Source organism: Prochlorococcus sp. MIT 1314 (assembly GCF_034093315.1).
Lineage (GTDB): Bacteria > Cyanobacteriota > Cyanobacteriia > PCC-6307 > Cyanobiaceae > Prochlorococcus_A > Prochlorococcus_A marinus_Y.
Genome location: NZ_CP139300.1, coordinates 238729 through 257827 on the forward strand (window position 1 = coordinate 238729; position 19099 = coordinate 257827).

At 30.3% G+C, this 19099-nt stretch carries 21 protein-coding genes and 1 tRNA gene; 14 read left to right on the top strand and 8 right to left on the bottom strand.

The genetic code is table 11. The annotated features are described in order from the left end of the window. Window positions 1–80 precede the first annotated feature (80 nt). The 4 genes from SOI86_RS01415 (at window position 81) to SOI86_RS01430 (ending at window position 1772) form a co-directional block, all read left to right on the top strand. A complete protein-coding gene (locus SOI86_RS01415; protein WP_320681845.1) occupies window positions 81–206 on the top strand; it encodes a hypothetical protein in 126 nt (41 codons plus the stop codon). 64 nt (window positions 207–270) lie between these two features. Beyond that, on the top strand, window positions 271–405 hold the full coding sequence (locus SOI86_RS01420) for a hypothetical protein (RefSeq protein WP_320681846.1): 135 nt from the start codon (window positions 271–273) through the stop codon (window positions 403–405). A gap of 361 nt (window positions 406–766) precedes the next feature. Continuing rightward, window positions 767–1567 (top strand): undecaprenyl-diphosphate phosphatase, encoded by an 801-nt coding sequence (locus SOI86_RS01425; protein WP_320681847.1) that lies wholly within the window; start codon window positions 767–769, stop codon window positions 1565–1567. Window positions 1568–1619: 52 nt separating this feature from the next. After that, window positions 1620–1772, top strand: a complete 153-nt coding sequence (locus tag SOI86_RS01430; protein WP_320681848.1) for a hypothetical protein — start codon at window positions 1620–1622, stop codon at window positions 1770–1772. On the opposite strand, the gene SOI86_RS01435 is transcribed toward SOI86_RS01430, so the two are convergent. The 3 genes from SOI86_RS01435 to SOI86_RS01445 form a co-directional block, all read right to left on the bottom strand. Further along, a tRNA-Pro gene (locus SOI86_RS01435) sits at window positions 1773–1846 on the bottom strand. A 28-nt stretch (window positions 1847–1874) separates the two neighbouring features. Next, on the bottom strand, window positions 1875–2603 hold the full coding sequence (msrA, locus tag SOI86_RS01440; protein ID WP_320681849.1) for a peptide-methionine (S)-S-oxide reductase MsrA: 729 nt from the start codon (window positions 2601–2603) through the stop codon (window positions 1875–1877). Window positions 2604–2640: 37 nt separating this feature from the next. Beyond that, window positions 2641–4386, bottom strand: coding sequence for an ABC transporter ATP-binding protein (locus tag SOI86_RS01445; protein WP_320681850.1), 1746 nt, complete (start codon window positions 4384–4386; stop codon window positions 2641–2643). 80 nt (window positions 4387–4466) lie between these two features. Here SOI86_RS01445 and SOI86_RS01450 point away from each other — a divergent pair, with 80 nt between their 5' ends. The 9 genes from SOI86_RS01450 (at window position 4467) to SOI86_RS01490 (ending at window position 14243) form a co-directional block, all read left to right on the top strand. Further along, window positions 4467–4763, top strand: a complete 297-nt coding sequence (locus SOI86_RS01450; RefSeq protein ID WP_320681851.1) for a DUF3288 family protein — start codon at window positions 4467–4469, stop codon at window positions 4761–4763. Window positions 4764–4795: 32 nt separating this feature from the next. Then, window positions 4796–5833, top strand: a complete 1038-nt coding sequence (gene trpD / locus SOI86_RS01455) for an anthranilate phosphoribosyltransferase (protein WP_320681852.1) — start codon at window positions 4796–4798, stop codon at window positions 5831–5833. An 11-nt stretch (window positions 5834–5844) separates the two neighbouring features. Beyond that, window positions 5845–6984, top strand: a complete 1140-nt coding sequence (gene carA / locus SOI86_RS01460) for a glutamine-hydrolyzing carbamoyl-phosphate synthase small subunit (protein ID WP_320681853.1) — start codon at window positions 5845–5847, stop codon at window positions 6982–6984. Between the two features lie 64 nt (window positions 6985–7048). Beyond that, complete coding sequence (locus SOI86_RS01465; RefSeq protein WP_320682483.1) at window positions 7049–7411, top strand: STAS domain-containing protein; 363 nt, start codon at window positions 7049–7051, stop codon at window positions 7409–7411. Beyond that, window positions 7408–7797, top strand: coding sequence for a Mini-ribonuclease 3 (locus SOI86_RS01470; protein ID WP_320681854.1), 390 nt, complete (start codon window positions 7408–7410; stop codon window positions 7795–7797). Before SOI86_RS01465 ends, SOI86_RS01470 begins: the two co-directional genes overlap by 4 nt. A gap of 13 nt (window positions 7798–7810) precedes the next feature. Next, a complete protein-coding gene (rlmB, locus tag SOI86_RS01475; RefSeq protein WP_320681855.1) occupies window positions 7811–8818 on the top strand; it encodes a 23S rRNA (guanosine(2251)-2'-O)-methyltransferase RlmB in 1008 nt (335 codons plus the stop codon). A 147-nt stretch (window positions 8819–8965) separates the two neighbouring features. Continuing rightward, window positions 8966–9184 carry a DUF1816 domain-containing protein gene (locus SOI86_RS01480; RefSeq protein WP_320681856.1) on the top strand — a complete coding sequence of 73 codons (219 nt, stop codon included), beginning with the start codon at window positions 8966–8968 and terminating at the stop codon, window positions 9182–9184. A 28-nt stretch (window positions 9185–9212) separates the two neighbouring features. Next, the gene (gene gatA, locus SOI86_RS01485; protein WP_320681857.1) at window positions 9213–10661 is read left to right on the top strand and encodes an Asp-tRNA(Asn)/Glu-tRNA(Gln) amidotransferase subunit GatA; all 1449 of its coding nucleotides are present in this window, start codon (window positions 9213–9215) and stop codon (window positions 10659–10661) included. Between the two features lie 84 nt (window positions 10662–10745). Continuing rightward, on the top strand, window positions 10746–14243 hold the full coding sequence (locus tag SOI86_RS01490; RefSeq protein ID WP_320681858.1) for a DNA polymerase III subunit alpha: 3498 nt from the start codon (window positions 10746–10748) through the stop codon (window positions 14241–14243). Window position 14244: 1 nt separating this feature from the next. Here SOI86_RS01490 and SOI86_RS01495 read toward each other — a convergent pair whose 3' ends face one another. From SOI86_RS01495 to SOI86_RS01515, 5 genes are read right to left on the bottom strand one after another with little or no spacing between them, the layout of a single operon-like run. Further along, the gene (locus SOI86_RS01495) at window positions 14245–14694 is read right to left on the bottom strand and encodes a PAM68 family protein (RefSeq protein ID WP_320681859.1); all 450 of its coding nucleotides are present in this window, start codon (window positions 14692–14694) and stop codon (window positions 14245–14247) included. Window positions 14695–14703: 9 nt separating this feature from the next. Further along, complete coding sequence (gene rpsO / locus SOI86_RS01500; RefSeq protein ID WP_320681860.1) at window positions 14704–14973, bottom strand: 30S ribosomal protein S15; 270 nt, start codon at window positions 14971–14973, stop codon at window positions 14704–14706. 33 nt (window positions 14974–15006) lie between these two features. Next, entirely contained in the window at window positions 15007–15684 is a 678-nt protein-coding gene (gene ruvA / locus SOI86_RS01505; RefSeq protein WP_320681861.1) for a Holliday junction branch migration protein RuvA, read from the bottom strand. Further along, window positions 15685–16059 carry a glycine zipper 2TM domain-containing protein gene (locus tag SOI86_RS01510; RefSeq protein WP_320681862.1) on the bottom strand — a complete coding sequence of 125 codons (375 nt, stop codon included), beginning with the start codon at window positions 16057–16059 and terminating at the stop codon, window positions 15685–15687. It abuts the gene before it with no gap. Window positions 16060–16065: 6 nt separating this feature from the next. Next, window positions 16066–16956, bottom strand: coding sequence for a DMT family transporter (locus SOI86_RS01515; protein WP_320682484.1), 891 nt, complete (start codon window positions 16954–16956; stop codon window positions 16066–16068). 95 nt (window positions 16957–17051) lie between these two features. Between SOI86_RS01515 and dnaG the strand changes: the two genes are divergently transcribed. Further along, on the top strand, window positions 17052–19085 hold the full coding sequence (gene dnaG / locus SOI86_RS01520; RefSeq protein WP_320681863.1) for a DNA primase: 2034 nt from the start codon (window positions 17052–17054) through the stop codon (window positions 19083–19085). Window positions 19086–19099 lie beyond the last annotated feature (14 nt).

Genomic DNA, 19099 nt, shown 5'->3' on the forward strand with positions numbered 1-19099 from the left:
TCATGAAATTGTCTTCGAGTCACAATCTTTTACAAATAACTAATTTTTATTGATATTATCAAACTAGTTTGGTTTTAATAATGTATCAATTTTCTTCTTTTGCAATAGGAAGTTTTGTTCCCTCAGCCGCTATTGCAGGAGTTTTACTTTTAGTTGGTTTAGGAGCCTTCTTTTATCTTGGGATCAAAGGACCTACCTATTATTAATACTTTGTTTAATTAATAAATTTCTTTTTTAATTTTTTAAGTTCCTTATCTCAACCATTAAATTATGGATTTAACAAACATTTTATTTATATTAAGTTTGCCATTCGTTCTTTTAACTGTTTACTTTGGCACAAAAAATGATTTTTATGAAAGTGAAAATTATAAAGGCGATGGCTGTGCTCATGATGTAAAAAGGTAACTAAATTAATTATTACTGTTAAAAATACAATTCCATTTACTATCAAATTGCAGAATTGATATATATTTCTTTTGTAATTTCTAACCTGTATTTTTTATAAATATCAAAGTATTCAATAGTAATAAGTTCACTTTGTATCTGTTATTCCACTTACCTCAGGCATAATTTCTGCTCTTTATCTATAAGTCAATTAACTAACCAATAATTTAACCCTTAGTGAAAAAGAATAAAGAATAGATAAAAAAAGAGATAATATTATTGTAAAAATTATTTTTCATTAATTTAAATTAGGTTTTACTTAATTAAATGTAAATTGTATTTTCTAATTTGCTACTAATAAAATAGTAATTTATATAAGTTTTTGGAATATTTAGAATTTATTTTATATGGCATAATTCAAGGTTTAACAGAGTTTATTCCAGTAAGTAGTACAGCTCATTTGAAAATCATATCTAATCTCTTGGGAATTAATGATCCAGGACCCTCTACTTCTGCGATTATTCAATTTGGAAGTGTTTTGGCTATGATTTGGTATTTTAGGAATGATTTTTTTAAATTAAGAAGTAAGTATTCAAAAAAGTTTTTTGATGATTTCTTACATGAAAGATTATTTATATCAATCTTGATTGGAACTATCCCAATTGTTTTTCTTGGTTCTTGTATAAAGATATTTGTACCTTATTTTTCTGAAAATTTTCTACTTTCGCATTTATCAATAGCTTTGGTTTCCATCCTAATGGCTTTTTTTATGTTCATAGCAGATGGTTCGAAGAAAGGATCTATAAATTTAAGGAATCATAGATACACTGATAGTTTTTTGATAGGTTTTTCTCAAGCATTTGCTATATTTCCAGGTTTCTCAAGGTCTGGTGTTACTATTTCTACCGCTCTTTTATCTGGATGGGAGAGAAGCGATGCTGCTAAATTCTCTTTTCTTTTAGGCATACCAGCCATCTCTATTGCCTCATTTGTTGAATTCATTAATTCTTTCAATGAATTTTATTCGTTAAGTTTTTTACCTTTAATTATTGGTCTCATTTCGACATTTTTATCTTCATTATTAGCAATCGATTTTTTATTAAAGTATTTTTGTGCAAATGGTTTGAAATTATTTATAATCTATCGAATTGTTTTTGCTATCTTGATTCTTCTAAATTTATGATAAGTTTTAAAAAAGATTTTGCAATTGTGTTAGTGTTGAAAAAAATTGTTTAATGAATATTCTTCTATCTTTCCAGCTTGGTGAAGTTGAAGTTTCAAACCTTACAGTAGTAGTGTTAGCGTTTTTTTCAACTTTTACCTTCGTAGCAGTTGGCATTAGCTCATATAAACTATATAAATCTCTTATAAATGAAGATGATAAGTAATCGGAACGGCGGGATTTGAACCCACGACCCCCACTACCCCAAAGTGGTGCGCTACCAAACTGCGCTACGCCCCGTTTTATTACTATAAAGATTAAGAAGGATTTAAAAGTTATTCTTTATAGGATTGTTATCAGATCTCAATACACATTTGTTAACATCCCAATCAAAATTTTCCCAAATATAGTCTTTTAATTTGTAATTACTTCCAGGAAAACTTTTTAACTTAACTTTTGTAGGAGAAGCAGAACAATATTGTCTAGCACCTGGGGATGCAAGATATTGTTGATGGTAGTTTTCTGCATAAAAATATTTATCAATCAATTTTATTTCTGTTTCAATTAAACCTAGATTAAATTTATTTAGTTCTTTTTGATATTGTTCTTTACTGGCGTAAATTATTTTTTTATTATCTTCATTTTTATAATAAATTGCTGATCTATATTGAGTCCCCATATCATTACCTTGTCTGTTTTTTTGTGTAGGGTCATGGCATTCCCAAAACATTTTTAATAAATCACTTATATCTATTTCACTTTTATCCCAGATAACTCGTACGACTTCTGAATGACCAGTTAAACCGGAACATACTTCGTAATAACTAGGGTTGCTTTTATCCCCACCAGCATATCCAACTGAAGTTGTAACAACTCCTGGAAGTTTCCAAAAACATTTTTCCGCTCCCCAGAAACAACCACACCCAAAAATTATTTCATCTTCATTAGGATTAGGTTCTAATTTAATATCTGTTTTTAATATTCTATGAACTGAATTAATTTCATTATCTAAAGTTTTAGCTTCATTATTCATAATGTTTTTTAGAAATTCAAACATATCTTAAATTTTTATATCATAGTCTGAAAAATTGCTTTTAACTGTTAACAATTTTAGTTGCTAATTCTCTTTCCCAAAGTTGTTTATATAACCCCTTCTCTTTTACTAGGTCTTGATGATTGCCTTCTTGTACTATTTCACCTTTATCCATTACTAAAACCCTGTCACAAGTTGCAGCCACTGATAGTTGGTGGCTTATCATTAAGATTGTTTTTTTACTTCTTTCTCGCATCTCATCTATTATTATTGCTGCTGTTTTATTATCAACGCTTGCTAATGCATCATCAAGTACGACAATGGGAGAATTTACTAATAATGCTCGTCCAAGTGCAGTTCTTTGTCTCTGTCCTCCACTTAGTGTAATGCCTCTTTCACCCACAATTGTTTTGAACTTTTGAGGAAAATTATTTATATCATCTATCAATCCTGCCTTTTTAGCACTTGTTTTGACTAATTCCTTTTTAGCTTTCGGGTCTCCAAAACGAAGGTTTTCGGTGATCGTGGAAGTAAATAAGAATGCTTCTTGTGGGACGATTGAAATATTTTTTCTAAGATCTCTTAATTTTATATTTTTTACATCAATATCATCTAAAAATAATTGACCGTCTGGAATTTCAATGGTTCTTCCAAGAGATTTTGCTAATGTTGTTTTACCACAACCTACAGGCCCAACTATTGCAATAAGTTCTCCAGGATAAATTGTAAAATTGAGACGATTTAATGAATTAAATTTTGATCCAGGGTACTTTATCGTTAAATCTTTTGCTTGTAATAATCCTTTTATCTTACTCTTTAAAGATTTAGTGTTTAATCCATCTACAATATGTGGATTGCTCTGAAATATTTCTTCTACACGATCTAAACTTACCTGACCGAGTTGAAAAGTATTCAATGTAAAACCTAGTAGAGCGGTCGGGAAAACAAGCCGTTCAACATAAAGAATTAAAGCTACTAAACCACCTATTGAAATGTATCCACTCTCTAGTTGATAAGTACCTAAGCCTAATAATATTAATAAAGAAATTGAGGAAATTCCTTGAAGCAATGGAAATAGAGTACTTGCTGTTCTTGCAAGTTTTATTGCCGCATTTCGATAAGAATTATTATGTATATTAAATTCTTTCTTTTCTGCATTTTCTTGCGCATAAATTTTTATAGCGCTTATGCCAGAAAGATCTTCTTGTATTAGATCACTAAGTTTGGATAGGGATTCTTGTTGAGCTTTTCTTTGACTTACCATTCTACCGCCAAATAAACTAACAATCCCTAGTATTAATGGGAATATCATTAAAGCGGATATTGTTAGTGTTTTGTTAATCGAAAACATCGATGGAATAGTGAATGAATAAGCTAAAACAATGTTACATAGACTTAAAACAGTGAAACCTAAAAGTCTTCTTATGTTTTCAACATCACTTGTGGCCCTACTGATAATGTCTCCACTTCCTTTTTTTTGTATCCATTCTGGGTCTTGGATAAGTAAATGATCGAAAAGTTTCTGACGAAGATTTACTTCAACTTTTCTGCCTATCCCGAAGACAATCTGTCTCGAAGCCAATCTTATTAAACCCATACATGTAGCTAAAAAGATTAACCATAAAGATTTAGAAATTATAAAGTCTGAAGAAAAACCAGTTTGTAATTGGTCTATTATATTTTTTACTTCTAATGGTATTACAACACTTAATATGTTAACCACCAAGAGTGCTAATGCTCCATATAGAAATTCTTTTTTGTATGGTCTTAGGTATTTCGATATTACTTTTAACTTTAGATTTTTCATTTAATTTTACCGATATGATTAAGATAATGTTTCATTTTTAAATATGTGAGCTAATTTTATAAATGATTCAGTATTTTTTTATGAGTAACGAACAAACTCATCCATTACATGCAACAGATAAGAATATTATAGATTCTCTTATTATCAAAGAAAAACCAGAAGAGATTGACTTTATTAATTTAGCAAGATTAATAAATCGTTATACTAATTTTCCCGGTGAAATTGAAATTAAAAATGATATTGAAAAAATTTTAAAATTTTGGAAAACCACTAAAAATGATCTTTTTACAAAAACAAAAAATATTTGGTCAAAAAGCTTCAGGCCTTCTAATACAAATAAAGATTTAGTTGGTTCAGGTTTTGATACGTCAAATTGAATTACCTTCATATTTTTTTAATAAATAAATAAATGTCTTCAAATCTTTCGAATATTGAAATTTTAAATACTTTGTTAAAGAGGGAAAACCTCGATGATTTTACTTCTAGATCATTAATGCAAAGATGGCTTAATGATGAAATATCTGAGGTTAAAACCGGAGCATTTTTGGCCGCTTTAAGAGCTAAGGGCTGCACAGGAGTTGAATTATCTTCTATGGCTGAAGAACTCTTAAATGTTTGCGAATTGCCAGTAGCGAGACCAAATTTGTATATGGTAGATACTTGTGGAACTGGAGGTGATGGGGCTAATACATTTAATATTTCTACTGCAGTGGCATTTGTATCTGCATCTTGTGGTGTGAAAATTGCTAAACACGGAAATAAAAGTGCTAGTGGAAAAGTTGGCTCTGCAGATGTTTTGTTGAATCTTGGTTTAAATTTAAATTGTTCATTAGAAAAAGTAATCTCTGCTGTTAATGAAGTTGGGATAACTTTTTTGTTTGCCCCTCTTTGGCATAAATCTTTAATAAAACTTGCTCCATTAAGAAAGGACCTTGGAATAAGAACTGTATTTAATCAACTTGGACCATTAGTAAATCCTTTAAGACCTGATGCGCAAGTATTGGGGGTAGCCTCCGAAGATCTTTTAGAACCTATGGGAAGTGCACTATTGAAAATGGGCATGAATAGAGTAATAGTGGTTCATGGAGCTGGTGGGCTTGATGAAGCCTCACTTCAGGGAGATAATAAATTAGTATTCGTTGAAAATGGTAAATTACGATTTTCTAAAATAAATATTTCAGATTTCAATCTTGAAAATACTTTAAACGATAAGCTTAAAGTTTCTAATAGAGAATCTAATGAGGAAATATTAAAGTCTGTTTTAGATGGTTCTGGACAAAAATCACATAAAGAAGTTGTAGCCTTAAATACTGCATTAGTTCTCTGGGTATCAGGACTTGAGGATGATTTACATAAAGGCTTTAATAAAGCTTTGTATTCAATAAATCAAGGAAATCCTTGGAAAAAATTTTTATTATTAAAAACTTTTTTATCCACAGATGAATAAATTTCAAATTGATGATTAATCCCTATAAAAAAAATGCCAAATTAGTTTTAAGTAATGGAATTATATTCCCAGGATTTTCTTTTGGAGCTGAGGGTACTGCAGTTGGCGAAATAGTTTTTAATACTGGAATGACTGGATACCAGGAAGTTATTACTGATCCAAGCTACTATGGCCAAATATTAACATTCACTTATCCAGAAATCGGAAATACTGGTATTAATCTTGAAGATTCAGAATCCAGTAATAGTGTTAAAGGAATAATTGTTAGGAATTATTCATCAAATAATAGTAATTGGAGATCTTTAAAGACGTTTGATCAATGGTTGGTTGAGAAAAATATTATCGGTCTTTATGGTATTGATACAAGGGCTCTTGTTAAGATATTAAGATCTAATGGTTCGATGAATGGAGTTCTTACCTCCGAAGATAAAACTGTAAAAAGTTGCTTAAAAATAATCGATGATACGCCTAATATGGAGGGTTTGAATTTATCAAAATTAGTTTCAACAAGGCAACCTTATTTATGGCGAGATCCTACAGAAACAAATTTTGATGTTAGACAAAGATATTATGAAAAGACTAATAAATTAAAAATAGTAGCAATCGACTTTGGAATAAAAAAATCAATTTTAAATAGATTAGTTGCCCATGGTTGTGAAATTTTAGTTTTACCTTCCCACTCTTCTTTAAAAGATGTTCTATCTAATAATCCTGATGGTATATTCTTTTCTAATGGGCCAGGTGATCCTTCTTCAGTCTCTGAAGGTATAGATTTAGCAAGATCACTTATCGAATATGGTCAAATACCTATGTTCGGAATTTGCCTTGGTCATCAAATCTTTGGATTAGCCTTAGGAGGTTCTACTTATAAGCTCCCTTTTGGACATCGTGGTTTAAATCATCCTTGCGGAATGGATAATAAAATTGAGATAACTAGTCAGAATCATGGTTTTGCTATTGACCCTAATTCTCTCTCAAAGGACATTGTTAAAATAACTCATTACAACCTTAACGATAATACGGTTGCTGGATTGGAAGTTAATAATAAGCCAATATTTAGCGTTCAATATCATCCAGAAGCAGGACCAGGCCCACATGATTCAGATTATTTATTTAAAAAATTTGTTTCTCTAATGTTAGAAAGATGTTGACATATTGTTTTCTTTTGATTTGATAATTACATTTGATACTTTAATTTTTTGGAGGGATTAGATCATAGAAGATTTTCAAAAGTTAACGGTTTCTTTAAGAGGAAGCCTCGATGTAAAAACAAATATTATTGTTTTTACTTTTAAAGGTCAACTTGATGCCTTCTCAGAAAAACAATTTAAGTCTTACGTAACTAATAATTTACAAAATGAGCTCCCATTCGTAATTGATCTTACAAAAATTGATTTTTTAGATTCTTCTGGTCTTGGAGCTCTTGTTCAGACTGCTAAAGAATGTAAAAAGTTGAAGCTTGGTTTCTCAGTTGTTGGTAATTCGAGAGTTGCTCAAACAATTAAACTTGTCCGTTTAGGGGATTTTCTTAATTTAAAGTCTAGTCTTGAAGATGCTTTAAAGTATTTAAAAAATTGAATAATTGGATTCAAAACTTGGTTCCATATGGCTCTCCTGAACAAATTGGTGTTATTCAACTTGCTTGGCTTGGTGATTCAGTATGGGAACTTCATCAAAGACTAAGACATGTTCATTTTCCTTTGAAATCAAAAGAACTTCACTTATCAGTTGTAAACGAAGTAAAGGCTAAATCTCAATCAAAATCTTTAAGTCAAATTGAACATTTATTAAATGAAAATGAAATAGATTTAATTAGACGTGCTAGAAATAAAACGAAGAGAAACCCAAAGACTTCTGACCCTACAATATATTCAAGAGCAACAGGTTTCGAAGCCCTGATAGGATGGCTTTTCCTGAAAGATCCTCAAAGATTATCAACACTTTTTGAATATCTTGAAATTTAAATGAATCAAATCTATGAAAAACTCCTCTAAAAATAATTTTTCTGGAAAAAATGGTAAACAATACAAAAAGAATTCTAATTCTAATTTTTACTCTAAAAATATTAAATCCTCAAAAAATAGTATATTTTTGAGCCAATCTGAAAAAAATAAGGGCGTTAACAATGTAAATGAAAGTAATAAAAAGAAAAGCAACTTTTCATCTTCAAGAAGGAGAAAGCCAATAAATAAATCTAAATTAGAAATTTCGAATAATGCTGCACCTATTTACAAAGAGCTTGCAAATAAAAAAAATTTCGATGATTGGATATGGGGAAAACATTCCGTTTTTGAGTGTCTTACCAGTGATAGAGCTATTAATAGAATATGGTGTACATCAGAAATCTTTTCTTCAGAGAAATTCTATATTTTACTCAAGGACCTCAAATCAAAAGGAGTCCTCATTGAAGAAGTTTCTTGGAATAGGCTTTCGCAATTGACATTTGGTGCTACACATCAAGGTGTTGCGTTGCAGTTGGCCTACTCAAAAACAATATCCCTAGAAAAATTAATCGAACTTTCTAAAAAAAACTCTTCAAATCCAATTATTCTGGCCTTAGACGGAATAACTGATCCACATAATGTTGGTGCAATTATAAGATCAGCAGAAGCATTTGGTTGCAAGGGTATCCTTATCCCTCAAAGAAGATCTGCTGGTTTAACGGGAACTGTTGCCAAGGTGGCTGCAGGAGCCTTGGAGCATTTGCCAGTAAGTAGAGTTGTTAATCTAAATAGGTCATTAGAGGAGCTAAAGAAAAATGGTTTTGTTGTTATTGGATTATCTGGAGATGGTCAATTATCGATCTCAAAGTTTCATGAAAAAACTCCATTGGTTGTTATAGTTGGGGCTGAAGATAAAGGTATTTCTTTACTTACTCAAAAAAAATGTGATTTTCTTTTAAACATTCCTCTTAAAGGTAAAACATCAAGTTTAAATGCATCTGTTGCAGCAGCGATATCACTATTTCAATTGACAAGTAATTAAGATTAATTTTCAAAAGTCAAATTTTTTTGTCGTCTAGAATATTGTTGTTTCAATACATTTATATAATTAATATAAATTTATTGAATTTTTACTACAAAATTGTATAGAATTTAACAAGAATTGATGGTCTTACAAGGCCAATAAAATTTGATTAGAAAACTAGGAAACAAACTTGGATTAGCCTGGTGGGCGAAGATTGAAACAGATCAACCCACTACCACCTATTGGTATGGTCCATTTATTACAAAGCGAAGCTTAAAAGAAAATATGTCCTCATTTATAGAAGATCTTTCTGATGAAGGTTCCACAAATATTAAACATAGTCTACTTCGCTGTAAAAAAGAAGAACCATTAACTGTTATTTAATCTTTAATTTTAAGAAGTAACTTGATAAATGAATTTTAATTCTTTAAGAAAGAAAATTATTACTAAAAATACTTCTGTAAAAGAATTAGTAACTGATTTCTTTTATAAAATTGATTCTAAAGATATTGAAATTAACTCATACATTTGCACGACAAAAGATAATGCCATATCACAAGCTGAAAATATAGATAAATTAATACAAGATGAAAAAATACTACCTCCTCTTGCTGGAATGCCAATAGCAGTTAAGGATAACATTTGTACAAAGGGAGTCGTAACTACTTGTGCAAGTAAAATGCTCAAAAGCTTTGTTGCCCCTTACGAATCGACCGCCTCAAATAAATTATGGACTTCGGGTGGAATTTGTTTAGGTAAAACAAATTTAGATGAATTTGCAATGGGTAGTTCTACAGAAACTTCTGTATTTGGTGTTACTTCAAATCCTTGGGATATTAATAGAGTTCCAGGAGGTAGTTCAGGAGGTAGTGCTGCTTCAGTTGCTGCGGGATTATGTGCCGCTGCGATAGGTTCTGATACTGGAGGTTCAATAAGACAACCAGCTTCTTTTTGTGGAGTTGTGGGACTTAAGCCTACCTATGGAAGAGTAAGTAGATGGGGATTAGTAGCATTTGCTAGCTCTCTTGATCAAATTGGCCCCATTACAAATACTGTTTCAGATGCTGCCGAAATCCTTTATTCAATATCTGGCAAAGACCCCTTAGATTCAACATGTCTTGATATCCCAGTACCAAATTATTTGAGTGATTTAAATAAATCTATAAAGAATTTGAGAATTGGAATTATTAAAGAATGCTTTGAACATCCAGGTCTTAATCCAGAAGTTAAAGAATCTGTTCTTTCTGGTGTTGAGAGATTCAAAACCTTAGGAGCAGAAATTATTGAAGTTGAATGTCCTAGGTTTAACGATGGAATAGCCACATATTATGTGATTGCACCATCTGAGGCCTCTGCAAATTTAGCTAGATACGATGGTGTTAAATATGGTTACAGATCGAGTGAAGGAGCTAATCTTTTAGATATGACTTCTAAAAGTAGAGCTGAAGGATTTGGAGATGAAGTGCAAAGAAGAATTTTGATAGGAACTTATGCTTTATCAGCTGGATACAGTGATGCCTATTACAAGAAAGCACAAAAAGTTAGAACACTAATAAGAAAGGATTTTGATAATGCTTTTAAGAAAGTAGATATTTTATTAACACCTACTTGTCCAACTACTGCTTTTTTGAAGGGTGATTTTACAAATGATCCACTTTCTATGTATTTATCTGATCTGTTAACAGTTCCCGCTAATTTAGCAGGACTACCAGCTATAAGTATTCCTTGTGGTTTTGATTCAAAAGGATTACCAATAGGACTTCAACTAATAGGTAATGTATTGGAAGAAAAAAGAATACTGAATGCAGCAAATATTTTCGAGATTGATGCTCAGGTAATTAAGAATAGACCTTTATTCTAAAACTTTATTAAAAATTAATTTGTAATCAAAAAGTATAGACCTTTTAGAATTTTTCTCTATCTTATATATATAAATTGATTGAGTATGGGTTTCGTTCCGCTTCATAATCATAGTGACTACAGTCTACTTGATGGAGCAAGTCAAATTTCCAAAATTGTTGATAAAGCTTGTGATCTAGGAATGGATTCTATAGCTCTAACTGATCATGGAGTTATGTATGGAGTTCTTGATTTAGTCAAGAAGTGTAAAGAGAGAGGTATAAAACCTATTATTGGTAATGAAATGTATGTCATTAATGGTTCTATTGATGATCCTCAACCCAAAAAAGAAAAAAGATATCATTTGGTTGTATTAGCAAAAAATTATACTGGCTATAAAAATCTTGTAAAATTAACAACGATTAGTCACTTAAATGGTATGAGAGGTCGTGGGATCTTCTCTAGACCATGTATTGATAAATTTCTTTTAAATAAATATAAGGAAGGACTTATAGTTTCTACAGCTTGTCTTGGTGGTGAAATACCTCAAGCTATCTTGAAAGGAAGATTAGATGTAGCAGAGGATATAGCTCTTTGGTATAAAAAATTATTTGCAGAAGATTTTTATCTAGAAATTCAGGATCATGGTTCTATTGAGGATAGAATTGTTAATGTGGAATTATTGAAAATTGGGAAGAAGCATCAGATAAAAGTTATTGCTACAAATGATGCTCACTACATATCTAATATGGATGTTGAATCACATGATGCTTTGCTTTGCGTATTAACAGGAAAACTTATAAGTGATGAAAAAAGATTGAGATATACAGGTACAGAATATATTAAAAGTGAACAAGAAATGCTTGAACTTTTTCAAGATCATATTGATGATGAGTCAATTAAAGAGGCAGTTAACAATACAGTAGAAATTTCTCAAAAAATTGAAGTATTTGAATTGTTTGGTAAATATAGAATGCCAAAATTCCCTCTTAACGATGACAAAGATTCATTCTCTCTTTTAACACAATTATCTTATGAAGGTCTTGTAAAGAGACTTAAAACAAACGATCTTAAAGAAGTTGATGATATTTATAAAAAAAGATTATCTTCAGAATTAAAAATAATAAAAGATATGGGTTTCCCAGATTATTTCTTGGTTGTTTGGGATTATATCAAATTTGCTAGAGATAATTCTATTCCAGTTGGACCAGGAAGAGGTTCTGCGGCAGGTTCACTAGTTGCCTATTCTCTTCAAATAACAAATATAGATCCTGTTGAGCACGGATTATTGTTTGAGAGATTTTTAAATCCAGCAAGAATGTCTATGCCTGATATTGATACCGATTTTTGCATTGATAGGAGAAACGAAGTAATTGATTATGTAACTAATAGATATGGTGAAGATAAAGTTGCTCAAATAATTACTTTTAATAAAATGACTTCTAAAGCAGTATTAAAAGATGTAGCAAGGGTTCTAGCTATTCCTTATGGCGAGGCAGATAAATTGGCTAAGTTAATACCGGTTGTGAGAGGGAAACCATATAAACTTAATGAAATGATCGATAAGAATACTCCTGTCAAGGAGTTTAGAGAAAAATACATTAATGACAATAGGGTGAAAAGGTGGATTGATTTGGCTATGAGAATTGAAGGAACCAATAAAACCTATGGAGTTCATGCTGCAGGAGTTGTAATTGCCTCTGATCCTCTCGACGAGCTTGTACCTCTGCAAAGGAATAATGAAGGTCAAATAATAACTCAATATTCTATGGATGATATTGAGTCACTTGGATTATTGAAAATGGATTTTTTAGGCTTAAAAAATCTTACTATGATCGATAAAACAGTTTCTTTGATTAATCAATCAACAGGAAAGAAAATAAATATTGATGAGTTACCTCAAAATGATGGTAAAACATTTGAACTTATTGGAAGAGGAGATCTTGAAGGTATTTTTCAACTAGAATCTTCTGGGATGAAACAAGTTGTTAAGGACTTTAAACCTAATTCTCTTGAGGATATTTCATCTATTTTAGCTCTTTATAGACCAGGTCCGCTTGATGCTGGACTTATCCCTAAATTCATAAATCGAAAAAATGGGAATGAAAAGGTTGATTTTCCTCATCCCTTTATTAAGTCAATTCTTACTGAAACCTATGGAATTATGGTTTACCAAGAACAAATCATGAAAATTGCCCAGGACTTAGCAGGTTATTCTCTCGGTGATGCTGATTTACTTCGAAGAGCAATGGGAAAAAAGAAAGTATCAGAGATGGTAAAACATAGAAATATTTTTGTGGGAGGGTCTATAAAAAAGGGTGTGAATGAAAAATTAGCTAATGATCTTTTTGATCAAATGGTTTTATTCGCAGAATATTGTTTTAATAAAAGCCACTCAACAGCTTATGGTGCAGTAACTTATCAAACTGCATTTTTAAAAGCCCATTTTCCTGTTGCATATATGGCAGCTCTTTTAAGCGTTAATTCAGGCTCCAGCGACAAGATGCAAAGATATATTTCTAATTGTTATTCGATGGGTATAGAAGTTATTTCACCAAGTATTAATTTCTCTGGTATTGATTTCACTATAATGAATAATCAGATTTTATTTGGACTTTCTGCAATTAAGAATTTAGGAGATTCTGCGATAAGAAATATTATTGAAAATAGAAATAAATTTGGTCATTTTAAGTCTTTATATGATTTGTGCGATCGTCTACCTTCTAATCTTCTTAATAAAAGAAACCTCGAATCTCTAATTCACTGTGGAGCCCTAGATGATTTTTCAACTAACAATAATAGAGCTCAATTGTTGTCAGATCTTGAACATACTATTGAATGGGCCTCTTCAAGAAATCGTGATAGATTGTCTGGGCAAGGAAATCTATTTGATTCAAAAGAAGAATCTGCAAATATAGCATTATCAAATACGCAATTAGCTAAAGTTGAGGATTATTCACTAATTGAGAAGTTAAAGTTAGAGAAACAGCTTTTAGGTTTTTATTTATCTGATCATCCTCTAAAACATTTAACTAAGCCAGCAAAACTTATTTCCCCAACTAGTATTTCGCAGTTAGAAGAAACAAAAGATAGAACTAAAGTCTCTTTAGTTGGTATGATCCCTGAATTAAAGCAAATAACAACGAAAAAAGGAGATAAGATGGCTATAGTTCAGCTTGAAGATCTTTCTGGAAGTTGCGAGGCAATAGTATTCCCTAAAACCTATCTCAGATTATCAGAATTTCTTTTGACTGATACTAGATTGTTGGTGTGGGGAACTATAGATAAAAAAAGTGATAAGACCCAATTAATTATTGATGATTGTAGGGAAATAGATAACCTTAAATTGCTTATTATTAATCTTGAAAGTTCTCAAGCATCAGATGTAAGAATACAAAATACTTTAAGAGACTGTTTAATTAAATTTAAGCCAGATAGGGGTAAATGCGGAATCAAGATTCCAGTTTTGGCAGCAGTAAGAAATAAAAATAGTGTTACTTACGTTAAATTTGGTGAACAATTTTGTATTGGCAATATAGAAGGAGCGTGCAAATTATTAGAAAATAAATCATTTAAAGTTAATTTGAAATCCTTAGTTTCCTAGACTAACTATTCTCTTCAAAGTTTTGAGTTGCTGGTTTGAAGGCAGCTTTTGCTCTTTTTATATTCATTGGAATATTTTCAATACCTAAAATAGAACCAGGCTCTTTATCCCAACTAGCTGATAATATTCCATAACTCAATCCTGCAAGACCTATCAAGAAAAATAATGCTGATATCGCAATTGTTGAAGAAGGAGGTATTTCAGCGATGTTTCTAGTAACGATAATGTAGCTAACTACAAATACTGACATTCCCATTATAGTCGGTATTCCTGTTGTGAAAAAGATTCTTCTTGCCATCCTATCTGCTACATATTTGGGAATTCCACTATTTGTTGGCTTCGCTGTAATAACTGTTTTAGGTTTTTTTTCTAGATTGGAAAATGCTGTTTTCTCAGATAAAGTATTTTTCTTTTTATTAATTATCTTTTTTTTTGGTTGTTTTTTTTTCATTAACGGAAATCATCCTCTGATTCCAATTTTATTTACTAATGCTTGATATTTTTGGACATTTTTATCTTTTATGTAAGTTAGTAATCTTTTCCTTTTCCCAATCATTTTTAATAATCCTTGCCTTGAAGCAAAATCATGAATGTTTCCTTGTAAATGGTCACTTAATTTAGAGATTCTTTTAGACAGCATTGCAACTTGTACTTCCGCTGAGCCTGTATCAGTTGCATGAACCTGATGGGTTTCAATAATCTTTTGTTTTTCAGCTGTATCTAATGACATAAAAAATTTTTTTCTCAAGTCTATCTTACTACGTTATATGTCTATATTACTACTACTACTATCTAAATAATTCATAGCTAACTTCAATAATTTTTCAAATGATATATTTTTTTCTTTTTTGGTAAGAATAACTGTTTCTTTAATAATAATTGGCAAAATACTGCTAATTTGTTTTTGAGTATAATTTAAAGACTTTAGGGTTAACTTAAGGTCATCATGTAATTTTTTGATTTCATTATTCTTAATTAGAAAGGCTTCTTTGTTTTTCTCTTCCTCAATTTGTAATTCATTTTTAAATTTATTTTTTAATTCTAAAATTAGCCTTTCAGTCATTTTTTTACCTAAACCTGGGACTGAACTAATTAATTGCTTGTTTTGAGTATTAATTGCATTGATAACTTCACTAATGGAAAATTTGTTTAATATTGCCATACCTATTTGGGATCCAACACCTCTGATATTTAAAATTTCAATAAAAAAATTCTTTTGATCCTTCGAGGTAAAGCCAAATAAAAAATCTGAATCCTCTTTCTTAATATGTTTTATCCAAAGATTAAGTTTTTTATTTCGTATCTTATTTGTGTTTAATTTGAGGAAAAATGATTCTAATATTTGAATTTCATATCCTATTCCTTGACAATTTATTAAAACAAAAAATTTATGATTGATTTTCCATGATTCAATCAGTTCTCCACTTATCCAACTAATCAATTAACCACCATCCACCTGACATCCAATAAGAGCCCCTGCAGTGCCACCAGCTGGTACAGCCCAAAATCTATCTTTGCCTCTAGAGGAGGAAAGTGCTATTCCAGCACCAAGAAGTCCTCCAATAACTGAACCTTCACTACAGTCATTATCATCTATTGCTTCTGCTCGATTTTGACCTCCACAGGGTATTTCAACATCTATTTCATAACTTCTTACATAGCCAGGATTTGATTTTGTTCCAGGTATATATTCTTCTCTATATTCAGTTCTTGTACAAGTTACTGACTTTGGAGTTGTTGCTCTAATTGGAAGGATAGGGCAACAACAAAACAATAAGGTTAGATAGAATAATCTCACAGAATTTTGAACTCTCATAATATTCTATGCGTTTTTGGTTATTTTGGTAGTAGATATAATAGTTCCTAATAAAACTAACAAAGCTCCTAATACAAAAGTAATATTTATTACTTCACTGAAAAATAATAATCCCCAAATTGATCCGAATAAAACTTGTAAATAGTTAATAGTAGAAGCCTCAGAAGCAGGTAAATTTTTTAATCCTATAGTTAAGAAAGTTTGTCCTAATTGTGTAAATATACCAATACCAATAATCCATATTAATTCATACCAATTTGGAGTAATCCAGTTAATTAAGACAATTGGTGATAGTGTTATTAAAGAAACCAGTGGAAAATATTCAATAATTACATAGACATCTTCAGTAAATGAAAGTTTCTTTACTGTAATGTAAGCCAATGCAGTGAAGATAGAACCAAGAAAAGCTATCGAAACCGAAGTATTATCTATTAGAACATTTATATTTGATAATTGATTTGGATTTAATATTAATAATATTCCAGTCCAGCCAATAATTAAAGCAAAAAACAATTTCCTAGTTATTTTTTCGTTTATTAATATGCCAGCAAATATAGATATAAAAATAGGATAGGTATATTGAATAACAGTAGATAAACTAAGAGGCATATTTCGTATCGCATAAAAAATACAAAATAATGCTGATGTTCCTAGAAGACCTCTTAGAATCAGTAATGGTCTATTTTCTCCCCAAGGATTTATATTTTTAATTTTAATTATAAATAATGTAATGCTCAAACTCAGTAAAGATCTGAAAAAAACTAATTCATAAATAGGTATCCTTTTATCAATATTTTTTACACATAAAGTCATCAAACTAAAGAAAAATGAGGCAAATACTAAATTAAACTTATTCAAAGAGTTTAATTTCTTTTCTAATTTTGCGATATTCATTATTTAAAAAAATATTCTTATTGTGAAATTAAGTAGATTCCTATTTGATTTTGAACTATAACAATAAAATCATTATTTGCTCCTTAGTAAAATTCTAAATGGTTCATTCTATACATCCAAGAACTATTCAGGAAGTTAAAGAAAAGTCAGATATTGTCGAAGTAATATCTGAACATATTGTACTTAAGAAAAAAGGGAAGGAGTTTGTTGGTATTTGCCCTTTTCATGATGATAAAAAACCCTCTATGACAGTATCTCCAAGTAAACAATTTTATTATTGTTTTTCTTGTGGTGCTGGTGGGAATTCTATAAAATTTTTAATGGAATTTACACGTGCTAATTTTTCTGATGTTGTCCTTTCTCTTGCTAAGAAAAATAATATTAATGTTGAAAATCTTGATGGCCCTCAAGTAGAAGCATATAAAAAACAATTATCTAAAAAGGAAGAACTGTATAAAATACTAAGAGTCACTAAAAATTGGTTTAAGTCTCAATTAAATAATTCTTTAGGTGTTGATGCTATGAAATATTTAACATCTAAGAGAAACTTTAATAACAAAATTATTGATAACTTTGAATTAGGTTTTGCTCCAAACTCATGGAATGATTTATTTGAATATCTTTCCAAGGTAGAAAAATTTCCTATTAATCTTATTTTAGATTCAGGCCTTGCAATTTCTAAAGATAATTCTGACAAAATCTATGATCGTTTTAGAAATAGATTAATTGTGCCAATACATGATATGCAGGGACGTGTAGTTGCCTTTGGGGGAAGATCTCTGGATGGTCAGGAACCTAAATATCTTAACTCTCCTGAATCTGAAATATTTGAAAAGGGGAAAATGTTGTTTGCATTCGATAAAGCATCTAGCAATATAAGAAAAATGGATAAAGCTATAATTGTGGAAGGTTACTTTGATGTAATCTCTCTTCATTCTAAAGGTATTACCAATTCTGTAGCTTCTCTTGGTACTGCATTAAATAAGTATCAAATTTCCCAATTATGTAGATGTACAGATAATAAAAATATAATCTTGAATTTTGATTCTGATAATGCAGGGATAAGAGCCACAAAAAGAGTAATAAAAGAGGTGGAAAGTCTATCTCTCTATGACCAAATTAATTTAAAAATACTTCAACTTAATGGTTTTAAAGATCCTGACGAATATCTTAAAAGACATACTCCAGAAGACTATTTTAATTTAATTGATAAATCATCCTTTTGGATTGATTGGGAGATTGATCAGATATTTAACAATAGAGATCTAACTAAGTCTGAAGATTTTCAGACTGTTATTTATTCATTGGTAAAGTTGTTAAGTAAATTACCTCAATCATCAACCAGAACCCATTATTTACAAATAGTTTCCGAAAGATTAAGTAAAGGTCAAGCCAGGTTGGCGATACAGTTCGAACAGGATTTAAGAAATCAAGTCAAAGGATTTCGTTGGCACGGCAGAGCAAAAAAATTTGAGCAACCCCATGAAATTTCTCGACGTGAAAAAAATGAATCTGAAATAATTTTTTATTATCTTCATTGTCCTAATCTTAGGCTCTTTATTCGTGATGAATTTCTTAAAAGAGAAATTAATTGTTTTAATACTAATTATATTCAAAATGTATGGGAGGCCATTTCAAAAATCGAACAAAATAATCTTGGTCCAAATTATTTAAATGAATTAAAACAATCAAATAATCAAATTCTTAAAAAGGATTTTTCTGATATTAACTTAATTTCTCTTCTGCCAGATTACTTAGCTCTTAATAATGGTGAATTATCAAATAAAATTAATATTTTTGTTAATCCAGATGAGTTGTATTTAACAATGCTTAGTAATCCCAAAGATAATTTACTTGGTACTTTATCACTTATTGAAAGATATAATTCTCTAAAAAGATGTAGACACTTGATCGAATCTTGGGGATCTCAAAGATTAAAAACGTTAGAAAATTGTATATCTATTCTAATTGATACTTCCTCTTCAGGTTCTTCAAATACCAATAAAGAGATAGATGATCTTTTTAAAGATTTAAATTCAGATGCGATTAAATTTCAGGAACTATATTACTTAGAAAGAAAACACATAAACTTTTTAGACAAACAACGCTGTGGTAATTTCATCGCTAGTTAATATTTTTAGTTTAA